21 protein-coding genes are annotated in these 22,975 nt (G+C 66.6%); 9 read left to right on the top strand and 12 right to left on the bottom strand.

Going from position 1 to position 22,975, the window contains the following annotated elements:
• Positions 1–129: 129 nt before the first annotated feature.
• Both DNX69_RS21935 and DNX69_RS21930 read right to left on the bottom strand, forming a co-directional pair.
• A complete protein-coding gene (locus tag DNX69_RS21935) occupies positions 130–1,101 on the bottom strand; it encodes a DnaJ C-terminal domain-containing protein (RefSeq protein WP_110788101.1) in 972 nt (323 codons plus the stop codon).
• Between the two features lie 117 nt (positions 1,102–1,218).
• Positions 1,219–1,587, bottom strand: coding sequence for an RT0821/Lpp0805 family surface protein (locus tag DNX69_RS21930; RefSeq protein WP_425327318.1), 369 nt, complete (start codon positions 1,585–1,587; stop codon positions 1,219–1,221).
• Between the two features lie 165 nt (positions 1,588–1,752).
• Here DNX69_RS21930 and pdxH point away from each other — a divergent pair, with 165 nt between their 5' ends.
• On the top strand, positions 1,753–2,391 hold the full coding sequence (pdxH, locus tag DNX69_RS21925) for a pyridoxamine 5'-phosphate oxidase (protein WP_110788099.1): 639 nt from the start codon (positions 1,753–1,755) through the stop codon (positions 2,389–2,391).
• Positions 2,388–3,164 (top strand): SDR family NAD(P)-dependent oxidoreductase, encoded by a 777-nt coding sequence (locus tag DNX69_RS21920; RefSeq protein ID WP_110788098.1) that lies wholly within the window; start codon positions 2,388–2,390, stop codon positions 3,162–3,164. Before pdxH ends, DNX69_RS21920 begins: the two co-directional genes overlap by 4 nt.
• Before the next feature lie 453 nt (positions 3,165–3,617).
• On the opposite strand, the gene DNX69_RS21910 is transcribed toward DNX69_RS21920, so the two are convergent.
• From DNX69_RS21910 to petA, 3 genes are all read right to left on the bottom strand, one after another.
• Complete coding sequence (locus DNX69_RS21910; RefSeq protein WP_110788096.1) at positions 3,618–4,292, bottom strand: dienelactone hydrolase family protein; 675 nt, start codon at positions 4,290–4,292, stop codon at positions 3,618–3,620.
• Positions 4,293–4,446: 154 nt separating this feature from the next.
• A complete protein-coding gene (locus tag DNX69_RS21905; RefSeq protein WP_110788095.1) occupies positions 4,447–6,513 on the bottom strand; it encodes a cytochrome c1 in 2,067 nt (688 codons plus the stop codon).
• A 40-nt stretch (positions 6,514–6,553) separates the two neighbouring features.
• A complete protein-coding gene (gene petA, locus DNX69_RS21900; RefSeq protein ID WP_110788225.1) occupies positions 6,554–7,081 on the bottom strand; it encodes a ubiquinol-cytochrome c reductase iron-sulfur subunit in 528 nt (175 codons plus the stop codon).
• 276 nt (positions 7,082–7,357) lie between these two features.
• On the opposite strand from petA, the gene DNX69_RS21895 reads away from it, so the two are divergent.
• The 3 genes from DNX69_RS21895 (at position 7,358) to DNX69_RS21885 (ending at position 8,760) form a co-directional block, all read left to right on the top strand.
• Complete coding sequence (locus DNX69_RS21895; RefSeq protein WP_110788094.1) at positions 7,358–7,813, top strand: tRNA (cytidine(34)-2'-O)-methyltransferase; 456 nt, start codon at positions 7,358–7,360, stop codon at positions 7,811–7,813.
• Positions 7,814–7,825: 12 nt separating this feature from the next.
• Entirely contained in the window at positions 7,826–8,458 is a 633-nt protein-coding gene (gene queE / locus DNX69_RS21890) for a 7-carboxy-7-deazaguanine synthase (protein ID WP_110788093.1), read from the top strand.
• Positions 8,459–8,535: 77 nt separating this feature from the next.
• Entirely contained in the window at positions 8,536–8,760 is a 225-nt protein-coding gene (locus tag DNX69_RS21885) for a YodC family protein (protein WP_110788092.1), read from the top strand.
• 122 nt (positions 8,761–8,882) lie between these two features.
• Here DNX69_RS21885 and DNX69_RS21880 read toward each other — a convergent pair whose 3' ends face one another.
• The 4 genes from DNX69_RS21880 to DNX69_RS21865 are packed head-to-tail and all read right to left on the bottom strand — an operon-like array spanning position 8,883 to position 11,681.
• The gene (locus tag DNX69_RS21880) at positions 8,883–10,139 is read right to left on the bottom strand and encodes a CCA tRNA nucleotidyltransferase (protein WP_110788091.1); all 1,257 of its coding nucleotides are present in this window, start codon (positions 10,137–10,139) and stop codon (positions 8,883–8,885) included.
• Entirely contained in the window at positions 10,136–10,399 is a 264-nt protein-coding gene (locus tag DNX69_RS21875; protein ID WP_110788090.1) for a DUF6111 family protein, read from the bottom strand. The genes DNX69_RS21880 and DNX69_RS21875 overlap by 4 nt, the downstream gene beginning before the upstream one ends.
• Entirely contained in the window at positions 10,396–11,061 is a 666-nt protein-coding gene (locus DNX69_RS21870) for a CoA pyrophosphatase (protein ID WP_207803175.1), read from the bottom strand. The genes DNX69_RS21875 and DNX69_RS21870 overlap by 4 nt, the downstream gene beginning before the upstream one ends.
• Before the next feature lie 8 nt (positions 11,062–11,069).
• A complete protein-coding gene (locus tag DNX69_RS21865; protein ID WP_110788088.1) occupies positions 11,070–11,681 on the bottom strand; it encodes a DUF1285 domain-containing protein in 612 nt (203 codons plus the stop codon).
• 231 nt (positions 11,682–11,912) lie between these two features.
• On the opposite strand from DNX69_RS21865, the gene DNX69_RS21860 reads away from it, so the two are divergent.
• The 4 genes from DNX69_RS21860 to DNX69_RS21845 all read left to right on the top strand — a co-directional run bounded on the left by DNX69_RS21860 (position 11,913) and on the right by DNX69_RS21845 (position 18,877).
• The gene (locus DNX69_RS21860) at positions 11,913–12,917 is read left to right on the top strand and encodes an AAA family ATPase (RefSeq protein ID WP_110788087.1); all 1,005 of its coding nucleotides are present in this window, start codon (positions 11,913–11,915) and stop codon (positions 12,915–12,917) included.
• The gene (locus tag DNX69_RS21855) at positions 12,917–13,852 is read left to right on the top strand and encodes a DUF58 domain-containing protein (protein ID WP_110788086.1); all 936 of its coding nucleotides are present in this window, start codon (positions 12,917–12,919) and stop codon (positions 13,850–13,852) included. The genes DNX69_RS21860 and DNX69_RS21855 overlap by 1 nt, the downstream gene beginning before the upstream one ends.
• Entirely contained in the window at positions 13,849–16,671 is a 2,823-nt protein-coding gene (locus DNX69_RS21850; RefSeq protein ID WP_110788085.1) for a DUF4159 domain-containing protein, read from the top strand. Before DNX69_RS21855 ends, DNX69_RS21850 begins: the two co-directional genes overlap by 4 nt.
• Positions 16,672–16,813: 142 nt before the next feature.
• Positions 16,814–18,877, top strand: a complete 2,064-nt coding sequence (locus DNX69_RS21845) for a hypothetical protein (RefSeq protein ID WP_110788084.1) — start codon at positions 16,814–16,816, stop codon at positions 18,875–18,877.
• Between the two features lie 30 nt (positions 18,878–18,907).
• Here the strand turns inward: DNX69_RS21845 and DNX69_RS21840 are convergent, their stop codons facing one another.
• The 3 genes from DNX69_RS21840 to DNX69_RS21830 form a co-directional block, all read right to left on the bottom strand.
• Entirely contained in the window at positions 18,908–19,762 is an 855-nt protein-coding gene (locus DNX69_RS21840) for a TIGR01459 family HAD-type hydrolase (protein ID WP_110788083.1), read from the bottom strand.
• Between the two features lie 12 nt (positions 19,763–19,774).
• Positions 19,775–21,334 (bottom strand): EAL domain-containing protein, encoded by a 1,560-nt coding sequence (locus DNX69_RS21835; RefSeq protein WP_110788082.1) that lies wholly within the window; start codon positions 21,332–21,334, stop codon positions 19,775–19,777.
• Between the two features lie 97 nt (positions 21,335–21,431).
• Entirely contained in the window at positions 21,432–22,778 is a 1,347-nt protein-coding gene (locus DNX69_RS21830; RefSeq protein ID WP_110788081.1) for an aspartate aminotransferase family protein, read from the bottom strand.
• Between the last annotated feature and the right edge of the window lie 197 nt (positions 22,779–22,975).

Genomic DNA, 22,975 nt, shown 5'->3' with positions numbered 1-22,975 from the left:
GCGTGCAAATTCAACCATTTGGGCAAGGCGACGGGCGGCGCGAAGAGGCGCGGAATCGAGCTGGCCGACGATGAGTTGCGGCTGCCGCGCGCTGTTGCAGCGCGCGGCCTGTCCATCAAGCGATCCGGCTCAGCCGAGATCGCCGCGCGGATTGTAGGGGTGGCTGTCGCGCCACTTCTGCATCAGCTTCTCCAGTTCGGCGTCGTGGCCGTCGGGGAGGATGATGCGGGTGGTGACGAAAAGATCGCCGGTCGCGCCGCCTTTCGACAGCCCCTTGCCCTTGAGCCGGAAGATGCGCCCGCTCGAGGTATTCTTCGGGATCGACAGTTCGATCGCGCCGGTGAGCGTCGGCACCCGAACCTTGGCGCCGAGCACCGCCTCGTACAGCGTCAGCGGCAGCTCGAGCTTCAGATCGTTGCCGTCGATCTTGAAGTAAGCATGCGGGGCGATGTTGACGGTGATCAGCAGGTCGCCGGCGCGGTGACCGGGTGCGCTCTCGCCCTGCCCCTTCAGCCGGATCTGCTGGCCGGCATTGACCCCGGCCGGAATCTTGACGTTGAGCTCCTTGCCGCTCGGCAGCCGCACCCTCTTTTCGGTGCCACGAACGGCTTCCTCGAGCGTCACCGTCATCGACACCGACTGATCGAGGTCGGGCGCAAAACCGGTGTCGAAGTCGAAGCCCTGGGTCCGGCCACGTGCACCGGCGCCGCGCGCGCCGGCCGCACCGCCGAACATCGAATTCAGGATGTCCTCGAACCCGGCCGCGCCGCCGAACCCGGCACCGGGCCCGCCGCCGCCGGAGCGGAAGGAATATTGCTCGAACCCGCCGGCGCCGCCCGCACGACCGCCGCCACCGCCAGGGAACCCCTGGAAGCGCGGCTTGCCTTCGGCATCGATCTCGCCGCGATCGAATTGCTTGCGCTTAGTTTCGTCGCCGAGAATTTCGTTGGCGGAATTGATTTCAGCGAAACGCGCGGCGGCTTTGGGATCGTTCTTGTTGCTGTCTGGGTGATGCTTTTTCGCCAGCTTGCGATAGGCGCTTTTGATCGCCGCAGCGCTGGCGTCCCGCTGCACCCCCAGGACCTCATAGGGGTCGCGCATCCGTCTCGTCTCCTTCAGGAATTCGAACTGTGGGCGAACGCCCGTCGGCAGTCATCTGGGGCGTTCATGTCGGTTTTGCAACCGGAATCGGTCCGATTGGCGGCGCAATCGACCGGTTCAGCTGCGCCGCCACGGTTTGAGCGCGCGAACTTCCCAATGGCCACGCGCGGTGCGACAGGCCGCGCCCTGCATCCAGCTCTCAGTCTTGTCCCTGACGTAGGAGGCGAGAAAACCCCGGCAGGTGCGGCCGTCATTGCTGTAAGCGGCGGCCAGCGGCGTCACCGAGCCGCGCGCTCCGGTCGCCGGATTCTCCCACGGCTGGCTGGAATCCTTGTCGCCTTTGGTCAGGACATCGGAAGCAGCCATCCGCGCCAGCGCTAGATCGGCCTCGGTCGGTCCATCGTCTTTGGCCGGCAGGATCGCGCCGATCGATCCGGTGAAGTCGCTCGAGTCCATCTGCGCGAACGGCCCGTCGCGCCCGGTCATGCCGCAGCCGCCGAGCGAGGCACCGATTAGAATCGCTATCATTGCCGAAGAAGGCGGCAGGATCGCCGATAGGCCAATGCGTTGCCGTGCCCTATATAGGTCGAACCTATACAGGACCCGCAGCGCGTCCCAGACCGCGGTGAAGCACAATTCGGATTCCCTCGCATGAGCGACCCTACGATCAGACCACAGAGTGAGTTAACGTCCGGTGATTTCACTGCGGCGGAGAATCCGTTTGCGCTGTTCGCTGAATGGCTTGCGGAAGCCACCAGGTCCGAACCCAACGATCCCAACGCGATGGCGCTGGCCACCGTCGATGCCGACGGCCTGCCCGACGTGCGCATGGTTCTAATGAAGGGCTATGACGACCACGGCTTCGTGTTCTACAGCCACATCGCCAGTCAGAAGGGCCGCGAACTCGCCGGCAATCCGAAGGCCGCACTGCTGTTTCACTGGAAATCGCTGCGCCGGCAGATTCGGATTCGCGGCACCGTGGCGCCGGTGACCGACGCTGAGGCCGACGCCTATTTCGCCACCCGGCCGAAGCAGGCGCAAATCGGCGCCTGGGCGAGCAAGCAGTCGCAGCCGCTGGAAAGCCGGTTCGCGTTCGAGCAGGCGATCGCCAAAGTCGCCGCGCGCCATCTGGTCGGTGAGGTTCCGCGGCCGCCAGGCTGGAGCGGCTGGCGGATCACGCCGAGCCGGATCGAATTCTGGCACGACCGTCCGTTCCGACTGCACGACCGTATCGAATTCTGCCGGGACACCCCGGATCACCCCTGGATCAAGACAAGGCTGTATCCATGAGCCCCGACTCCCTGAAGCCGCGCCAGCCCGAGAGCAACGCGCCGCGCCGGACCATGATTCTGACCGGCGCCAGTCGCGGCATCGGTCATGCCACGGTGATCCGCTTCTCCAGCGCCGGCTGGCGGGTGATCACCTGCTCGCGCCATCCGTTTCCCGAACAATGCCCGTGGGGTGCGGGGCCCGAGGATCACATCCAGATCGACCTCGGCGACCGCGCCGACACGCTGCGCGGCATCGACGAAATCCGCGAACGGCTCGACGGCGGCGTGCTGCACGCGCTGGTCAACAACGCCGCGATCTCGCCGAAGGCGGCCGGCGGCGGACGGCTCGGCACCATCGACACCGACCTCGACACCTGGGAGCACGTGTTCCGGGTGAACTTCTTCGCGCCGATCATGATGGCGCGGGGACTGATCGAGGAATTGAAGGCGGCCAAGGGCTCGGTGGTGAACGTCACCTCGATCGCCGGCTCGCGGGTCCACCCGTTCGCGGGCGCGGCCTACGGCACCTCGAAAGCGGCGCTCGCCGGGCTGACGCGGGAGATGGCGGCCGACTTCGGCCATGTCGGCGTCCGGGTGAATTCGATCGCGCCGGGCGAGATCGACACCTCGATCCTGTCGCCGGGCACCGAGAAGATCGTCGAGGAGCAGATCCCGATGCGCCGGCTCGGCACGCCGGACGAAGTCGCGAAGATCATCTACGTGCTGTGCACCGAGACGTCGTCCTATGTGAACGGCGCCGAGATCCACATCAACGGCGGTCAGCACGTCTGATCCTGCGGCGGGTCTTCGGCCAGCCCTCGCCAAAGACCAACGCCCCGCTTCCGAAAGCATCGGAAACGGGGCGCTGAGACGATCGCATCGATTTTGCTGGATGCGGCGCGGCGGCTTGCGGCCGCTACGCCGGTCGTCATCAAATCAGTCTGCGCGGAACACACGTGTCGGCCGCCGGCGGGCCGGCGACTGGAGGGCAACCCCAGCACTCGAGCAATCGTCCTCCGACTCGTCATCGAGCAGCGCCGCTCCGCAGTGTCTGCACCGGCGTCCCGCGTCTCCCCGAATGCCGAGCGGCTTGGCTCGGTAGCTGGCGAGATCGACGACGTTTCGGAGATCCGGAGTTAAGACTTTTTCAAGCATGCTGTCCTCGTGGCGTAGGCCGACGTTATCGCAGCAAACCGATCTGCCAAATCTTCAGCCGAATACTCAAATTTTACCGGCTGACCGGTGTCACGTGAGATGCTTTCCAAAGAACTGCGTCGCACGAGTCCACGCCAGTTCCGCCGCCGCACGATCATGCACCGCCGCGCGCTGCTCATTGACGAAGGCGTGGTCGGCCTCGTAGCGGAAGAACTCGGCCGACTTGCCGGCGTCCTTCAGGCCCTTCTCGAATGCGTCGACCACCTGCGGGGTGCACCAATCGTCGCGATTGGCAAAGTGACCCTGCATCGGCACTCGCACTTCCGACGGCTTGGCGGCCTGCTCCGGCGGAATGCCGTAGAACACCACCGCAGCGCTCAGCTCGGGGATCTTGCAAGCGCCGATCACCGTCACCGCGCCGCCGAGGCAGAAGCCGGTGAGGCCGACCTTGGCGCCGTTGCGTGACAGATAGTTCACCGCGCCGCGCACCGTCTGGGTGGTGGCATCCATGAAGTCCAGCGAACTCATCTCTTTGTTGGCGGCGTCCGTGTCGTGATACGGCACCACCGTGCCGTTATAGAGGTCGGGTGCCAGAGCATCGAAGCCGGCATGCGCGAAGCGATCGGTCAGTCCCTTGATCTGCTCGGACAGCCCCCACCATTCCTGAATCACCACCACGCCCGGTGCATTGCCGCTGGCGGAGTTGGCGAGATAGCCGCTGGCTTCCTTGCCGTCCGGACGTTTGAAAGTGATCAGCGTGCCCATGGTGCCTCCTCGCGGGTTACATGCAAATGCTTTTGATTATTTTGTCCGGAGCAGACGCCGGATGCAATCGCTGCGACGCATCACGCTGTGAGATGCGGACAACAAAAAAGCCCCCGAAGGGGCTTTCCTGTCTCGATAGCGACGACCAGTCCGATTAGTGGACGTTCGACCACACCTTGCGCTTGGTGAAGTACAGCAGGCCGGAGAGGATGATCAGGAAGATCATCACCTGCAGACCGAGGCGCTTGCGGGCCTCCATGTGCGGCTCGGCGGCCCACATCAAGAACGAGGTCACGTCCTTGGCATACTGCTCGAGCGTTTCCGGCGTACCGTCGTCGTAGGTCACCATGCCGGCCTGGATCGGCGGCGGCATCTTGATCGAATGGCCCGGATACCACTTGTTGTAGAACGAGCCGTCCGGGAGATTGAAGCCTTCCGGCGGGGTGTCTTCGTAGCCCTGCAGCAGCGCGGCGATGTAGTTCGGGCCCTGCTCCTGGAACTGAGTGAAGAAGTCGAAGACGAACTGCGGGAAGCCGCGCGGATAAGTGCGTGCCTTGGCCAGCAGCGACATGTCCGGCGGAACCGCACCACCGTTGGCCGCACGGGCCGCCTGCTCGTTCGGGAACGGCGAGTGGAAGGTGTCGGCGAGCCGGCCGGGACGTTCGAACATCTCACCCTGATCGTTCGGACCGTCCTTGATCTGAGCTTCGGCCGCGATCGCCTTGGCCTGCTCGACGGTGAAGCTCGGGCCACCCGGCTCGGCGAGGTTGCGGTACTGCAACAGCTTCAGCGAGTGGCAGTTGGAGCAGACTTCCTTGTAGATCTTGAAGCCACGCTGCAGCTGGGCGCGATCGTAGGTGCCGAACGGACCTGCAAAGCTCCATTCCAGCGACGGCGGATTCTCGCCGCCTTCCGACGCCTTGGCCGGCTGCACGCCGCCGACCATTAGGCCGCCCGCGAACAGCACCGCCACGAGGCCGGCCACCGCCTTGGTCACCTTGCCCTTGTTGAGCACGTCTTCGGCGATCGAGTTCGGCAGCGGCAAGGTCTTTTCCATCCGACCCAGCACCGGGAGCACGATCAGGAAGTAGGCGAAGTAGCAGAAGGTGAAGACCTGCGCGAGCGTGGTGTAGATGCCTTCCGCCGGCTTCGATCCGAGCCAGCCGAGCATCAGGCAGGTCACCACGAAGCCCCAGAAGAAGCGCTTGGCAATCGGCCGATAGCGCGACGAGCGCACCTTGCAGCTGTCCAGCCAGGGCAGGAACAACAGCACGATGATCGCGCCGAACATCGCGATGACGCCCAGCAGCTTGTTCGGGATCGAACGCAGGATCGCGTAGAACGGCAGGTAGTACCATTCGGGCACGATGTGCGCCGGCGTCACGCCCGGGTTGGCCGGAACGTAGTTCTCGGCGTCGCCGAGGTAGTTCGGCATGTAGAAGATGAACCAGGAGTAGAACACCAGGAAGCACGACATGCCGAACACGTCCTTGAGGGTCGCGTAAGGCGTGAATGCAACGGTGTCCTTCTCGGTCTTCGGCTCGACGCCGGCCGGGTTGTTCTGGCCGGTGACGTGCAGTGCCCAGACGTGAAGCACGACCACGCCGGCGATCACGAAGGGCAGCAGGTAGTGCAGCGAGAAGAACCGGTTCAGGGTCGGGTTGCCGACCGAGTAACCGCCCCAGAGCAGCGTCACGATGCTGTCGCCGACCACCGGGAACGCCGAGAACAGGTTGGTGATCACGGTGGCGCCCCAGAAGCTCATCTGGCCCCACGGCAGCACGTAACCCATGAAGCCGGTCGCCATCATCAGCAGGTAGATGATGACGCCGAGGATCCACAACACTTCGCGCGGCGCCTTGTAGGAGCCGTAGTACAGACCGCGGAGCATGTGGACGTAGACGGCGATGAAGAACATCGACGCGCCCGCCGCATGCATGTTGCGCAGCAGCCAGCCGTAGTTGACGTCACGCACGATCCGCTCGACCGAGTCGAAGGCGAGGTCGACGTGCGGGGTGTAGTGCATGGCCAGCACGATGCCGGTGACGATCTGCACCGCCAACATCATCGACAGGATGGCGCCGAACGTCCACCAGTAGTTCAGGTTACGCGGCGTCGGGTAGGCGATGAAGGAGGAATGAACGAGGCCGGCGATCGGCAGTCGCTGCTCCAGCCACTTCATCAAGGGGCTTTGTGGCTGATAGGTCGAGGGTCCGCTCATGATGCGATCCTAGTAAGCAATGGTACGGCGCACGGGAACGTCAGCCGATCTGGACTTTGCTGTCGGAGACGAATTGATAGGGGGGAATCGGCAGGTTGAGCGGCGCCGGCCCCTGGCGAATGCGCCCGGAGCTGTCGTACTGCGAGCCGTGGCAAGGGCAGAAGAAGCCGTCGTACTTGCCTTCGTGCGCGATCGGGATGCAGCCCAGATGGGTGCAGATGCCGACCACCACCAGCCAGTTCTCGTGGCCTTCCTTGGTCCGCGCCTGATCGGTCTGCGGATCCTTGAGGTCGGACAGCGGCGTGTTGCGCGCTTCCTCGACCTGCTTCTTGGTGCGGTTCATGATGTAGATCGGCTGACCGCGCCAGAACACCTTGATGTCCTGACCTTCAGCGATCGGGGTCAGATCGACTTCGATCGGCGCGCCGGCGGCGATGGTCGACGCGTCCGGGTTCATCTGCGAGATGAACGGCCACACCGCGGCCGCCGCACCGACGGCGGCAACCGCGCCGGTTGCGATGTAGAGAAAATCACGGCGTGTCGGTTCCGCCGAAGCCTCTGTCGTCACGATCCAAAGCCCTTTCATCTCTGCGACCGGCACAGCGCTCTCGGCAAAGCTTGCGAGACGATCGCCCGGGGAGGTCGCGAGATCGGCGGCCTTCAACATGCCCCGGGCCGCTTGTCATGGCCGGTCGGGTAGAACAGACAGTCCAGAATCGTTCTATTGGCACCCTTGCCGGTAGAGCGCAAGCCCGCGAAGGGCTAATTGGCGCGCCTCGATCGATTCGAAGACGTGCTGTGACACACCGCGCGTTATCGTTCAGTTGATAGGGAGCATTACGGGATGCGGATCGCCTTGTTTCAACCCGATATCCCTCAGAACACCGGCACTATTCTTCGGTTTTGCGCGTGTTTGAACGTCGAAGCGCACATCATCGAGCCGGCCGGCTTCCCGATTTCGGATCGGCATTTCCGCCGTGCCGGGATGGACTACCTGGATCAGGTCAGCATCGTTCGGCACGATTCCTGGTCAAAATTCGAGCAATGGCGGGAAAACACGGGTTGCCGGCTGATTTTACTTACGACCAAAGGAGAAAGGCCTTATTTCGAACAGCGTTACCAGCCGACTGACGTGCTGATGCTCGGCCGGGAAAGCGCCGGAGTGCCGGACGACGTCGCCGCGGCCGCCGACGCCAAGGTAGTAATTCCCATGAAGCCCGGCCTGCGCTCGCTCAACGTCGCAATGGCCGCCGCGATGGTGACCGGCGAGGCGCTGCGGCAAATCCAGTTCGAGCAGTGAGGACAAACGCGGGTGAGCTACGCGGTTAAGGAGATCTTTCTGACGCTGCAGGGCGAAGGCGCCCATGCGGGCCGCGCAGCCGTGTTCTGCCGGTTTGCGGGCTGCAATCTGTGGACCGGACGCGAGCAGGACCGCGACCAGGCGATCTGCAAATTCTGCGATACGGACTTCATCGGCACCGACGGCACGCTCGGCGGCCGCTATGCCGGCGCCGACGCCCTCGCCGAGACCATCTCCGATCAATGGATCGGCGAGCCGCGCGACCGCTACGTGGTGATCACCGGCGGCGAACCGCTGCTGCAGCTCGACGCCGAACTGATCGCTGCACTGCACGCGCGCGGTTTCGAAATCGGCGTCGAGACCAACGGCACCATCGAGCCGCCGAACGGGATCGACTGGCTGTGCGTCAGCCCGAAGGCGGGCGCCGAACTGCGGATCCGCCGCGGCGATGAGTTGAAGCTGGTGTACCCGCAGCAAGGCGCTCTGCCGGAGGCATTCGCCGCGCTCGACTTCGCGCGGTTCTCACTGCAGCCGATGGACGGTCCCGAGCGCGACGACAATACCACGCGGGCGATCGCTTACTGCCTGAAACATCCGCAATGGCGACTCAGCCTGCAGACCCACAAGATCACCGGCATCAGATAGCTCGCGCCGGCGTGATCGGGCTGTCATGACGAATCGCTAGGCTCGCCGCAGGGTCAACAACCGAGCAGGAGCCGACCATGGACTTGAAACCGGGCGATATCGTCATGCTGAAATCCGGCGGCCAGGCGATGACGGTGGCGGAAGCCAGCAACGACAGCGCGACCTGTGTGTGGATGGGCGAGGACGGCGATCTGTTCCGCGAAACCCTGCCGCTCGCCGTGCTCGACTCGATCACCGTCGAAGTCGACGACGATGATGAAGACGAAGACGATCTCGACGACGAACAGACCAAGGTCGCCTGAACGAGCAGGCTCTCTTCGCCATGACTGGCGCGGCCGCGGATCAGCACGCGGTCGCGTAGTTTCCAGACGAGCATGGCGTTGTTCGGCTCCGGCGCTTTCTTCCTTGCTAATCGTCGCTGCGACTACAGCAGATGATCGCGCGCGAACCGTGCGGCGGTCTGGTCTGCGATGGTGCGGAGCGCGGCCGGATCGAGTGGGAAATCGGCCGCCAGCCAGGCATCTTCGGCAAGAGTCAGGACATGCCCCAGCGCCGGCCCGGCGGCAAAGCCGCGGGCGAGGAAGTCTGCAGCCTTGAGCGGAAAGGTCGGCGGCTGCCAGCGCTGCGGCAGCGCGATCGACTGGCGCCACGGCGCCGGATCGGCGGCGCGGCCGGCGCGCGCCCAGGCCAGCATCATGCGGTCGTGGAACCGCGCTTCGCCGAGCCGATACAGCCGCCGCCGCGCAGTCGCCTCGTCCATGCCGGCGAGCCGCCACCAGCGGTGGCCCATCGAGTCGAGGCGCTTGGCCTCTGCATTCGACAGCCGCAGCCGCTGCGCTATTCGCTTCGCATCTTCGGTCACCGCCACGGCCAGCGCGCCGAGCCGCCGCACCGGATCGGGCTCGAGTCCGAGCGCGCGTTCGGCGCCGATCATCGCCGCGAAGACACCGAGGTAGGTGACGCCGCCGAGCACGGCGAGCAGCAGCCCGCCATCGGCCATCGCCACCACCGAGGCCTCGGCGCCGTCGGCAACCATCAGCTTCAGCATTTCCATCCGCAGCCGTTCGGCCGACAGCGTCGAAACACCGCAGCGGCCGCGGATGCAGGCCAAATACGCGTCGCGGTCCGGCGCGCCGACGCCGTAGGCGGCGTGGATGCGGAAGAAGCGCAGAATACGCAAGTAGTCCTCGGCGATACGCTGATCCGGATCGCCGATGAAGCGCACCCGCCGCGTGGCGATGTCGGCGAGACCGCCGACATAATCGTGCACGGTGCCGTCGGCCGACATCGACAAGGCATTAACGGTGAAATCACGGCGCTGCGCATCGCGCTCCCAGTCGCGCCCGAACGCCACCTTGGCCTTGCGGCCGAAGGTCTCGACGTCTTCGCGCAGCGTGGTGATTTCGAATCCGCGACCTTCGAGCACCAGCGTCACGGTGCCGTGCTCAATCCCCGTGGGCACCGCCTTGATGCCACCGGCCTTGGCGCGGCGGATCACCTCTTCCGGAAGTGCGGTCGTGGCGATGTCGATGTCGCCGATCGGCTGACCGAGCAGCGCGTTGCGCACGGCGCCGCCGACCACCCGCGCCTCTTCGCCGTCGCCGTTCAGCAGCCCGAGCACCCGCGCCGCTGGTCCCGTATGCAACCACGGTGCATCGCTACGCACCGGCACGTCGGTCATTTCTCTACCCCAGGCACCAGCCTGCCGTCCTCCAGATGTGCCGGCACATAGGTCGCTCCCGGCGGTGCACCCGAATATTGCACCAACAGCAACAAGCTCAGGATCACCAGCACCAGAGCCGCCGCCGTCAGCCACCCGACCACGCGCAGCGGCCAGGACGCAGGATGCAGCATTGCGGCTCGCGTGGCGATCAGGAAGATCGCGTAGAGCACGAAAGGTATGAGGAAAATTCCAAGCTCGGTGAGCACCGTCCGAATCATGGCAGGCAGACCCGCTCGTACAGCGCGCGCAGGATGCCGGCGGTCGCTCCCCAGATGTAACGCTCGGCGAACGGCATCGCGTAGTAGGAACGTAGCGCGCCGCGGAACTCCTTGCTGTGCAACTGATGATTGCCGGGATCCATCAGGAACGCGAGTGGTACTTCGAAGGCGTCGTCGACTTCCGATTTGTTGATGGTCAGCTCGAATCCCGGACGCACGCGCGCGACGGTCGGCAAAATCCGGAAACCGAAGCTGGTGCCGTAGACATCGAGATAACCGATCGGCTCCACATACGAACGATCGAGCCCGATCTCTTCTTCGGCCTCGCGCAGCGCCGCGTCGAGCGGCGAATGGTCGGTGGGGTCGATCTTGCCGCCGGGAAACGAGATCTGGCCGGCATGGTCGTTGAGATGCGCCGCCCGCATCGTCAGCAGCACGGTCGGTTCGGCGTGCTCGACCACCGGAATCAGCACCGCGGCGGGGCGGATCGGCCGCTCCTGCGCGATCGTGCGCAGCATCTGGTCGTTGCCAGCATCGCCGGTGGCCGGAATCACGGCGGCGTCGGTGAGCGCCGCCGGCACCTCGAATCGCAGCCGCCGCAGGGCACGATCGAAGAAGTCCGCCGAACTGATGCTGCTGCTGGCAGACTGCGTTCCCGTCATCGGTCCGGTCAATGCGCTTCCCTCATCAGCTCGGCATCGGCCATGGCGAAGAATGCGCCGCCGGAGGCAATGCCGAACATCGAGCGACCATCGACCACTCGCTCCTCGCCGATGTCAACCAGATCGTAATACACCGCGCGTGTCACCTTGGCCCATAGGTCTGCGCGTACGTGAAGGTACGGAGTCACTCCGCCATCGGCGGCGACCTCGAACCGCAGCCGATGATCGCCGTCGCACCTCACCCAGTCGTCGACATTGGTGCGAAAGCGCAGCAGCGGGCCACTTTCGTCCTGATCCTTCACCATTTCGACCGCGAGAAACGGCGCATCATCGACGGTGATTCCGACCTTCTCGACCGGCGTTACCAGAAAGTGCTTGTCGCCTTCGCGCTTCAGAACCGTCGAGAACAGCCGCACCAAAGCCGGACGCCCGATCGGCGTGCCGAGATAGAACCAGGTTCCGTCGGACGCGATGCGCATGTCGAGATCGCCGCAGAACGGCGGGTTCCAGAGATGCACGGGCGGCAAGCCCTTGCCTTTGGCGGCGCTCTCCGCGGCCTCCCGCGCGGCCGCGGTGAGGCCATCGAGATTGTGCGATGAACTCTGCCCTTGCTTCGCCATTGTTTACCCTGACCCTCGATTTACGTCCTGGCACGATAGCTGCACCATTTCGCCATGCGCAGCATGATTTAACTCTCCACATCGTGATCCGCGCCAACCCGCGATGTTCATAATGTGGGGAAAGATTTGGCGAATGAAACCAGGGCCTTCGCTGTCTTCCGGCGAACAGCCTAACATGCTCCGGTGAAAACGACCGGCCCGGCGGCGACCGGTGTGGACAGGAGAGACGATATGGCCGGCGCAGACAGTGTCGAGAAACTGGAAGACGTCATCGTCCGCTCGGCCGAACAGGTCGCCAGCGAAGTGCGCGCCGCCAAGGAGGCGATCTCGACCGTGATCTTCGGTCAGGACCGCGTCGTCGAAAACACGCTGGTGACGATTCTGTCCGGCGGTCATGCGCTGCTGATCGGCGTGCCCGGCCTCGCCAAGACCAAACTGGTGGAAACCCTGGGCGTTACGCTCGGACTCGATGCCAAACGTGTGCAGTTCACGCCCGACCTGATGCCGTCCGATATTCTCGGCGCCGAGGTGCTCGACGAAACCGCGGCGGGCAAGCGTTCGTTCCGCTTCATCGCCGGCCCGGTGTTCGCGCAGCTGTTGATGGCCGACGAAATCAACCGCGCCAGCCCGCGCACCCAATCGGCGCTGCTGCAGGCGATGCAGGAGCAGCACATCACCGTCGCCGGCGCCCGCCACGATCTGCCGAAGCCGTTCCATGTGCTGGCGACGCAGAACCCGCTGGAGCAGGAAGGCACCTACCCGCTGCCCGAAGCGCAGCTCGACCGTTTTCTGATGGAAATCGACGTCGACTATCCGGACCGCGACGCCGAGCGCCGCATCCTGTTCGACACCACCGGCGCCGAGCAGAGCGCGCCGAAGGCGGCGATGAGCGGCGAGACGCTGCTGTCGGCGCAGCGGCTGGTGCGCCGGCTGCCGGTCGGCGATTCGGTGATGGAAGCGATCCTGTCGCTGGTGCGTTCGGCCCGCCCGGGCCCCGAGGCCGGCGAACTCGGCAAGCTGATCGCCTGGGGCCCCGGCCCGCGCGCCAGCCAGTCGTTGATGATGGCGGTGCGCGCCCGCGCGCTGCTCGACGGCCGGCTCGCGCCCTCGATCGACGACGTGCTCGACCTCGCCGAGCCGATCTTGAAACATCGCATGGCGCTGACCTTCTCGGCGCGCGCCGAAGGCCGCACGATTGCGGACGTGATCCAGAAGCTGAAGAGCCGGATCGGCTGATGGCGCAGCCGGCCGAGCATCGCACCCAGGAGACGCTGGCGGTCCGCCGCGCGGACGGCGAGAGCCGCACGCTGGCGGCGTCGTTGCCGCGGCTGATGCTCGAGGCCCGCCGGATCGCCAACAACGTCACCCACGGCCTGCATGGCCGCCGCCGCGCCGGCGCCGGCGAGAATTTCTGGCAGTATCGCCGCTTCGTCTCCGGCGAGCCGGCCACGAGCGTCGACTGGCGTCGATCGGCGCGTGACGATCATCTCTACGTCCGCGAACTGGAATGGGAAGCCGCGCATACGGTGTGGCTGTGGCCGGACCGGTCGCTGTCGATGGCGTTCGCCTCCAAGGGCGCACGCGACAGCAAGCTGGAGCGCGGCCTGATCGTGACCTTCGCGCTGGCCGAATTGCTGGTCGCGGGCGGCGAGCGCGTCGGCATTCCCGGGCTGATGAACCCGACCTCGAGCAACAACGTCGTCGACAAGATGGCGCAGGCGATCCTGCACGACACCCGCACCCGCGACAGCCTGCCGCCGTCCTTCGTGCCGTCGTCGCTGGCCGAGATCGTGGTGCTGTCCGACTTCTGGTCGCCGGTCGGCGATATTCAGAAGATGCTGGCCGGCCTGTCAGCCTCCGGCGCGCACGGCACGCTGGTGCAGATTGTCGATCCTGCGGAAGAGAACTTCCCGTTTGCCGGCCGGGTCGAATTCGTCGAGCCGGAAGGCGGCAGCGCGATCACCGCCGGCCGCGCTGAGAAATGGGCTAGCGACTATGTCGCGCTGGTGGCGGCACATCGCGACGCGATCCGGGCCGAGACCGCCAAGCTGGACTGGCTGTTCTCGACCCACACCACCTCGCGCTCGGCCGCCGAGCTGCTGCTGTTCCTGCACGCCGGCATGAGCACCGCCAAAGGCGCCGAGCGCGGCAAAGCCGGACGCGGCGCATGATCGGCGCCCTGCCCCTTTCGTTCGCCCAACCGCTGCTGCTGATCGGCCTGCTGGCGCTGCCGGCGCTGTGGTGGCTGCTGCGGGTGATGCCGCCGCGGCCACGGCGGGTGGATTTTCCGCCGACCCGGCTGCTGTTCGAGATCGCCCCCAAGGAAGAAACTCCGTCGCGCACGCCGTGGTGGCTGACCGCGCTGCGGATGCTGGCTGCGGCGCTGGTGATCATCGCGCTTGCCGGCCCGATCTGGAATCCGCAGACCGCCGCCGGCGGCAGTCAGGCGCCGCTGCTGATCCTGCTCGACGATGGTTGGAGCGCGGCGTCGAGCTGGGAGGCGCGGATCAAGGCCGCCGACGAACTGATCGCCGAGGCCGACAGCGCCCGCCGCCCGGTGGCACTGGCGCCGCTGTCGGAGACGGCGCGCGATCCGGCGCTGATGCCGGCCGGCACCGCGCGAGTGTCGCTGCGCCAGCTTGCGCCCAAGCCTTACGCGGTCGACCGGGTCGAGGCGCTGCCAGGGATCGAGCGGTTCCTGAAGGCGACCGGGGATGCCGAACTGGTGTGGTTGACCGACGGCATCGACACCGGCCGCGGCAGTGATTTCGTCGCCGGGCTGAACAAGCTGGTGCAGAACCGCAGCGCCACCATCGTCGAGGGCGGCGCCCCGCCCGCCCATGCGCTCGCCGCCGCCGAGAACGCCGCGGCGAAAATGACCGTCAAGGTGTTGCGCGCTCAGAGCGGCGGCGTCGATGCCGGCGTCGTCCGCGCGCTCGACGCCAAGAGCGCGCCAATCGGTGAAGCCCGCTTCAGCCTCGCGCCCGGCGCCACCGAAACCGAGGCGTCGTTCGAACTGCCGGTCGAGCTGCGTAACGACATCGCCCGGCTCGAGATCGCCGGCGAACGCTCCGCCGGCACCGTACAACTGCTCGACAAGCGCTGGCGCCGCCGCGCGGTCGGCATCGTGTCGGGCGCCAGCAGCGACACCGCTCAGCCGCTGCTCGCGGCGACGTTCTATCTCACCCGCGCGCTGTCGCCGTTCGCCGATCTGCGCCAGGGCGACCGCGGCGCGCCGCAGCAGGTGATCGCGCAATTCCTCGACCAGAAACTGCCGATGATCGTGCTCGCCGATGTCGGCGCGCTGTCGCCGGAGATCCGTCAGCGGCTCGATGCCTGGATCGAACAAGGCGGCGTACTGATCCGCTTCGCCGGCCCCCGCCTCGCCCGCCAGGACGACGACGATCTGGTGCCGGTGAAGCTGCGCAAAGGCGGCCGCAGCCTCGGCGGCAGCCTGACCTGGGAGAAGCCGCAGAGCCTCGCGGCCTTCTCCGCCGACGGCCCGTTCGCTGGCCTCGCGGTGCCGAGCGACGTCACCGTCAACCGCCAGGTGCTGGCCGAGCCGGACGCGACACTGCCCGGCAAGAGCTGGGCGTCGCTCGCCGACGGTACGCCACTGGTCACCGGCGAACATCGCGGCAAGGGGCTGGTGACGCTGTTCCACGTCAGCGCCGATATGCGCTGGTCGAACCTGCCGATGTCCGGCACCTTCGTCGAGATGCTGCGCCGGCTGGTCGATCTGTCCGGCTACACCTCCACGCCGGGCGCGGGCGTCGCCGCCGATGCCAACGCCGCCGAGACGGTGTCGCCGCTGCGAAACCTCGACGGCTTCGGCGCGCTCGGTCCGCCGCCGGCTTCCGCCAAGCCGATCCCGGCCGATTATCGCGAGCGCGGCACCGCCGAGCATCCGCCCGGCTTCTACGGCCCCGCCGACGGACCGATCGCCGTCAACGCGGTCGCGAGCGCCGACCGGATCGCGCCGCTGGACACCTCGGCGATCAACGCCCGCCGCGCCGCCTACAGCAATGCCGAACCGCGCGACCTGCGCGGCATGCTGCTGGCCTCCTCGCTCGGCCTGTTCGGGCTCGACGCCCTGATCGTCGCCCTGCTGGGCGGCGGGCTGGCGGCGCTGGTAACGCGGCGGCGCCGGGTCGCAGCTGCGTTGGCGCTGATCATCGCGCTGCCGCTGGCGTCGATGCCGGCGCCGCTGCGCGCGGACTCCGCCAAGGACGAGTTCGCCATCAAGGCGACGGCACAGACCCACCTCGCCTACGTGATCACCGGCAATGCCGACGTCGATGCCATCGTCAAAGCCGGGATGAGTGGTCTGACACTGTTTCTGGCGCAGCGCACCGCGCTCGAAGCCGGCGAGCCGATCGGGGTCGATCCGGCGCGCGACGAGCTGTCGTTCTTCCCGCTGATCTATTGGCCGGTGGTCGCCGGCAGCCCGAAGCCGCCGCAGGACGCGCTCAACAAGATCGACGCCTACATGAAGCAGGGCGGCACCGTGATCTTCGACACCCGCGACGCGATCGAAGCGACGCCCGATGTGAACGGCGCCTCGCAGACGCCGGGCATGGTGACGCTGCGCGGGATTCTGTCGTCGCTCGACGTGCCGGAGCTGGAGCCGGTGCCGCGCGAGCACGTGCTGACCAAGACGTTCTATCTCTTGCGCGACTTCCCCGGCCGCTTCACCGCCGGACAGACCTGGGTCGAGGCGCTGCCGCGCGAGAACGACGACGACGACAATACGAGGCCGGCGCGCGGCGGCGACGGCGTGTCGCCGATCATCATCACCTCCAACGATCTCGCCGGCGCCTGGGCGATGCGTCCCGACGGCCAGCCGATGCTGCCACTGACACCGGGCGAACCGCGCCAGCGCGAATTCGCCTTCCGCGCCGGCGTCAACATCGTGATGTACACCCTGACCGGCAACTACAAGGCCGACCAGGTCCACGCCCCGGCGCTGATCGAACGGTTGGGGCAGTGATGCGCGCACAACGTTTGCTTTGTCATTCCGGGATGCGCCGCGCCAGCGGCGCAGGCCCGGAATCCATACTCCCGGCGGAGGTTATGGATTCCGGGCTCGCGCTCCGCGCGCCCCGGAATGACGATGGCAGAGGGAGTACTTGATGCACTACGGCATCGCCTTCGCCCCTTTGGTCCCCACCCTCGTGCTGTGGGTCGCGATCGCTGCGATCGTGCTGATCGCGGTGGTGCTGCTGGTCGGGCGGTCGCGCGGCGCGGCGATCCGGATCGCGGCGCTGGCGCTGATCGTGCTGGCGCTGGCCAATCCGTCGTTCACCCGCGAAGAGCGCGAGCCGCTGTCGTCGGTCGCCGCCGTGGTGGTCGATAAGAGCCCGAGCCAGAATTTCGGCAAGCGCACCGAGGAAGCCGAGCAGGCCAAGGAAGCGCTGGTCGATCGGCTGAAGCAGATCAAGGGCCTCGAAGTCCGCGTCGTCGAGGCCGGCCAGGCCGACGGCGAGACCGACGGCACCAAGCTGTTCGGCGCGGTGACGTCGGCGCTGTCCGACGTGCCGACCGACCGCGTCGCCGGCGCCTTCCTGATCACCGACGGCCGCGTCCATGACATCCCGGCAAACGCCCAGGCGCTCGGCTTCCAGGCGCCGGTGCAGGCGCTGATCACCGGCCGCAAGGACGAGCGCGACCGCCGCATCGCGATCCTGGCGGCGCCGCGGTTCGGCATCGTCGGTCAGACCCAGACCATCACCTACCGGCTCGACGATCAGGGCATCACCGGCGACCGCGCCCGCGTCGTGGTGCGGCGCGACGGCGAAGTGCTGAATCAGCGCACCGTACTGAGTGGCCAGACCGTCAGCGTCGACGTCGACATCAAACACGCCGGCCAGAACATCGTCGAAATCGAAGCCTCCCCGGTCGAGAACGAACTGACGCTGGTCAACAACCGCGCCGTGGTCTCGATCGACGGCGTGCGCGACAAGCTCCGGGTGCTGCTGGTGTCCGGCGAGCCGCATTCCGGCGAGCGCACCTGGCGCAACCTTTTGAAATCCGACGCCAGCGTCGATCTGGTGCACTTCACGATTCTGCGGCCCCCGGAGAAGCAGGACGGCACCCCGATCAACGAACTGTCGCTGATCGCCTTCCCGACCCGCGAACTGTTCCAGCAGAAGATCAACGAGTTTCAGCTGATCATCTTCGACCGCTATGCCCGCCAGGGCGTGCTGCCGATGGCGTATTTCGACAACATCTCGCGCTATGTGCGCAACGGCGGCGCGGTGCTGGTGTCGGCGGGGCCGGACTACGCCTCGACCACCTCGATCTGGCGCACGCCGCTCGACACCCTGCTGCCGGCCGAACCGATCGGCGTCACCGAGAAGCCGTACTACGCGCGGCTGTCGGACGCCGGCAAGCGCCACCCGGTGACGCGCGGGCTGGAAGGCTCGGCCTCCGAGCCGCCGCACTGGAGCCGGTTCTTCCGCACCGTCGACACCCGCAACACCACCACGCCGCCGCTGATGACCGGCGCCGACAACATGCCGCTGCTGCTGCTGTCGCATTACGGCGAGGGCCGCGTCGCACTGCTGCTGTCCGATCACATCTGGCTGTGGGCGCGCGGCTATGAGGGCGGCGGCCCGCATCTCGATCTCTTGCGGCGGATGTCGCACTGGCTGATGAAGCAGCCGGATCTCGACGAGGAAGCGCTGCGGCTGAAAGCCGAGGGCAAGACCCTCGAAGTGCTGCGCCAGACCATGGGCGACAGCGTGCCGCCCGTCACCGTCACCTCGCCCTCCGGCAAGACCCAGGAACTGACGCTGAAAGCCGGCGATCCCGGGATCTGGCGGGCGAGCCTGCCGGCCGACGAGCTCGGACTGTGGTCGGCGACCGACGGCACGCTGAAGGCGCTGATCAATGTCGGCCCGGTCAATCCGAAGGAATTCGCCGAAGTCACTTCGACCACCGAAACGCTGAAGCCGCTGGTGCAGGCGACCGGCGGCGATGCACGGAGGATCGCCGACAACGGCAGCGTCGAGCTGCCGCGGATCGTGCCGGTGACCTCGGCGACGATCTTCCGCGGCGACGGCTGGCTCGGGGTGCGGATGCGCGACGCCAGCGTCGTCACCGGCGTCGGCGTGCTGCCGGTGTTCACCGGCCTGATCGGCCTGTTGCTGCTGCTCGGCGCGTTCGCCGCGACCTGGCTGCGCGAAGGCCGCTGATCCCTCTTCAGAAACGACGCCGGGCTGCGCTTACCAGCGCAGCTCGCGGGTCAACGCCAGCGGCGGGTGACCGAACAATTCGGTGATCGCGGCGGTGTCGAGCCGGTCGATGCCCTCGAACGCGTCGGCATGGATGCCGCGGGTGACGAACAGCAGGTCGATGCCGTAGCCCTGCGCGCCGGCCAGATCGGTCCGCACCGAGTCGCCGATCGCCAGCACCCGCTCGGCCGGCGTATCGGAGCCACGGATCTGGCGCGCCAGCGCCATCGCCCGATCGTAGATCGGCCGGTGCGGCTTGCCGTAGAAAATCACCTCGCCGCCGAGCTCGCGATACAGCTCCGCTATCGCGCCGGCGCAATAGATCAGCCGGTCGCCGCGCTCGACCACGATGTCGGGATTGGCGCAGACCAGCGTCAGCTTGCGCGCGAGCGCCTGCCCCATCATCTCGCGATAGTCTTCGGCCGACTCGGTCTCGTCGTCGAACGGGCCGGTGCAGATGATGTAGTCGGCTTGTTCGAGCGGCGTCAGCTTGGCGTCGAGGCCGCGATAGATCGAGTTGTCGCGGTCCGGACCGAGCCAATAGACCGACTGGCCCGGATGTTCGGCCACATAGATGCGGGTGAGATCGCCCGACGACACGATGGCGTCGTAGCAATCGTCCGGCACATCGAGCTTGCGGAGCTGGCGCTGCACCGAATCCGCCGGCCGCGGCGCGTTGGTGATCAGCACCACGGTGCGGCCCTGGTCGCGCGCGGCCTTCAGCGCCGCGCAGGCGTCGGGGAACGATTCCAGGCCGTTATGCACCACGCCCCAGATGTCGCTGAGCACGACATCGACCGAGCCGACGAGCTCGTGCAGATGCTCGACAAAACGCAGCGTGGTCATCGGCAGAAACGATCAGAACGGGCCGGCGGCGCGGCGCACCAATGCGGCGTTGCCGGTGACGCGTACCGGCTCGATGCGGGCGAGCGGTGCCTGCGGAAGCTTGCCTGGATCAAGATTGAAGTCCTGCTGGGCCGGGGCGTTGGAAGCCGGCGCGGCCGCGTTGATGGCGGTCTCGGGCCGCAGCGGACGGGGCGCTGCGAACAAGAACCCCTGCCCAAACCGCACATCGTAGTCAAGCAGGTCGACCACCACCCGTTCGCCCTCGATCCGTTCGGCGACCAGATCGATGCCGAAGCGCCCGAGCAGATCGGACAGATCGACCGGGTGGATGTCGGCGGACGCCGTATCGTTGGCCGCCAGCAGAAGCTGTGCCGGAACTTTGATGAAGCGGACGCCGCGGTCGGCCAGCTCGCGCGGCTCGAACCGCAGATCGGTGACGTGGTCGATCGAGAACCGGAAGCCGCGCTGCGCCAGCGCCGCGAGATGCTCGGTCTCGATCGGGCCCAACTTGCGCAAGGTGCTCTGCTTGAATTCGAGGATCAGCGACGGCCCCAGCGTGCGATTGGCTTCGAGGAAGTCGAGGCACTGCGCGAACGCCGCTGTGTCGGACAGCGTGGCGCCGGCAATATTGACGAACAGGCCGACCTCCTTGTTGCGCACCAGCAGTCGACGGACCACCTGGACGGCGCGCAGCAGGATCGCGAGGTCGATCCGCCCCATCAGGCCGGCGCTCTCGGCGACCGGAAGATAATCGGCGGCCGCAATCGGCTGATCGGCTTCGTCGCGCAGCCGGGTCACGACCTCGTAAGCCCGCACCTTGCGCTGCGGCAACGACACCATCGGCTGCAAATGAAGATCGTAGCGCTCCGCCTCGACCGCGCTCTTGACCGCAGCCAGCAGCCGCGCCGCATCGGAACGAGGCGCCTCGGAACGAGACGCAAGGTCGGGACGCGGCGCAGGCTCGGCTGGCACCGCGTCAGAGGGTTTCGGCGGTTCGGACGCGGCGCCGGTTCCAACCGGCTCCGCGGTCCCAGCGGCGGCGGGCCCAGGAACGACGGCAGCCGGCACGGCCACAACTGGAGCGGCGAGCGCCGGCGGCGAGGCGATCGGCTCGCCAAGCTCCAATGGCGCCGCCCCCGCCTCGGTGCGGATCACACTGCGCGCGGCGGCGCTCAGTAGTTCTTCGTGGGTGGCGACCGAGGTCGCGAGCTGTTGCACCAAGGTGCCGAGTTCATCGATCTCGTTGGAGACGTGCTGCACGCGGTCATGCTGGGTGGACTGGGCCGATACCAGCTTGGCCTCCACCACCGCCAGCCGGCGGCCGAAATCACCGACCTGTCGGGCGAGATCGGCGGTACCGCGCGACAGGTCGGCGATCTGATGCCCGGCTTCGGCGCGGTCGCGCATCCGCATCGCAACCGCCTGATACAGCACGAACAAAGTCAGCGCCGTGAGGCCGACCAAGGCCGCCTGCGCCATGCTGAATCCGGCGACCGCATACACCACCATCCCGAGCGAGGTGGCGATCAGCACCATGCAGACGGCGATGAAAATGGTCGAGATGCGGATCATTTAAGCCGGTGGTTGCCTGCCGATCCGCCATCTTTGTCGATTCGGCGGACGAGTCCACTGGATTCGTCCGCCATCCCAAGGGGATATCGGGCGGATATCAGGCCACGGCGCGGATCACCTTGCCGACCTTGTCGACGATCTCGCCGATATGGTCTTCGCTGAGGATCAGCGGCGGGGTCAGCGCCAGGGTGTCGCCGGCGATCCGCAGCATCAGCTCATGATCGTGGAAAGCCGAGTTCATCGCTTCGAAGCCGCGCTTGCCGGGGGCATCGGCGAGCAGGGCCAGATCGATGCCGGCGGTCAGGCCGACGGTGCGGATGTCGACCACGTTCGGCAGGTCCTTCAGCGACATCACCGCCTCGGCGAATTTCGGCTCCAGCGCCTTGGCGCGCTCGAACAGCTTCTCGTCGCGATAGATGTCCAGCGTGGCGATGCCGGCCGCGCAGGCGAGCGGATGCGCCGAATAGGTGTAGCCGTGGGCCAGCTCGACCATATGCTCGGGCCCGGTCATGAAGGCATCGTGGATCTCGGTCGAGGTGATCACGCCGCCCATCGGCACCGCGCCGTTGGTGACGCCCTTGGCGAAGGTGATCATGTCCGGGGTGACGCCGTAGCGCTCGGCCGCGAAGGCATAGCCGAGACGGCCGTAGCCGGTGATCACCTCGTCGAAGATCAGCAGGATGCCGTGCTTCTTGGTGATCTCGCGCAGGCGCTTGAGATAGCCCTTCGGCGCCGGCAGCACGCCGGTGGAGCCGGCCATCGGCTCGACGATCACCGCCGCGATGGTGTTGGCGCCGTGCAGATTGACGAGGCCTTCGAGCGCATCGGCGAAGTGCGCGCCGTATTCCGGCTCGCCCTTAGTGAAGGCCTGCTTGTCGCGATCATAGGTCGCAGGCAGATGGTCGACGCCGTTCAGCAGCGGACCGAACATCTTGCGGTTGTTGCCGATGCCGCCGACCGCGGTGCCGCCGAATCCGACGCCGTGATAGCCGCGCTCGCGGCCGATCAACCGGGTGCGGGAGCCCTGGCCCTTGATCTGCTGATAGGCGACCGCGATCTTCAGCGCGGTGTCAGCGGCTTCCGAGCCGGAATTGCAGAAGAACACGTGATCGAGGCCCTGCGGCGCCAGATCGGCGATCCGGCTGGCGAGTTCGAACGCCTTCGGCTGGCCGAACTGGAACGGCGGCGAGTAGTCGAGCTCGTCGGCCTGCGCCTTGATCGCCTCGGCGATCTGCTTGCGGCCATGGCCGGCGTTGGTGCACCACATGCCCGAGGCGGCGTCGATGATCTTGCGGCCGTCCGCGGTGATGTAGTGCATGCCCTCAGCACCCACGACCATCTTGGGCGCGCGCTTGAAGGCCCGGTTCGCGGTGAACGGCATCCAGAACGCGTTCAGGTCGTTCGGCGCGTTGACGGCGGACGTGGGCTTGATCTTGTCTAACATGGGGCTCCTCATGCACTGCGCGGCCGGGGGTGGAAGGCGCGGCACGGTATCAGCTTCACGCCCTTACGGGAACGCCGCGAGCCAGCAAATTTCCGTGGGTCTTCCATCTGTTAATGAAAGCCACCGGCGGGAGATTTGCGCTGGATCATGCAACCCCGCCTTGCTGCGGCGGACAGCGGCTGATACCAACCCGGCCC

It is taken from the genome of Rhodopseudomonas palustris (assembly GCF_003226555.1).
In the GTDB taxonomy this organism is placed as follows: domain Bacteria; phylum Pseudomonadota; class Alphaproteobacteria; order Rhizobiales; family Xanthobacteraceae; genus Rhodopseudomonas; species Rhodopseudomonas palustris_I.
The sequence above is the reverse complement of the archived record's forward strand: the minus strand, read 5'-3'. Positions and strand labels throughout refer to the sequence as shown.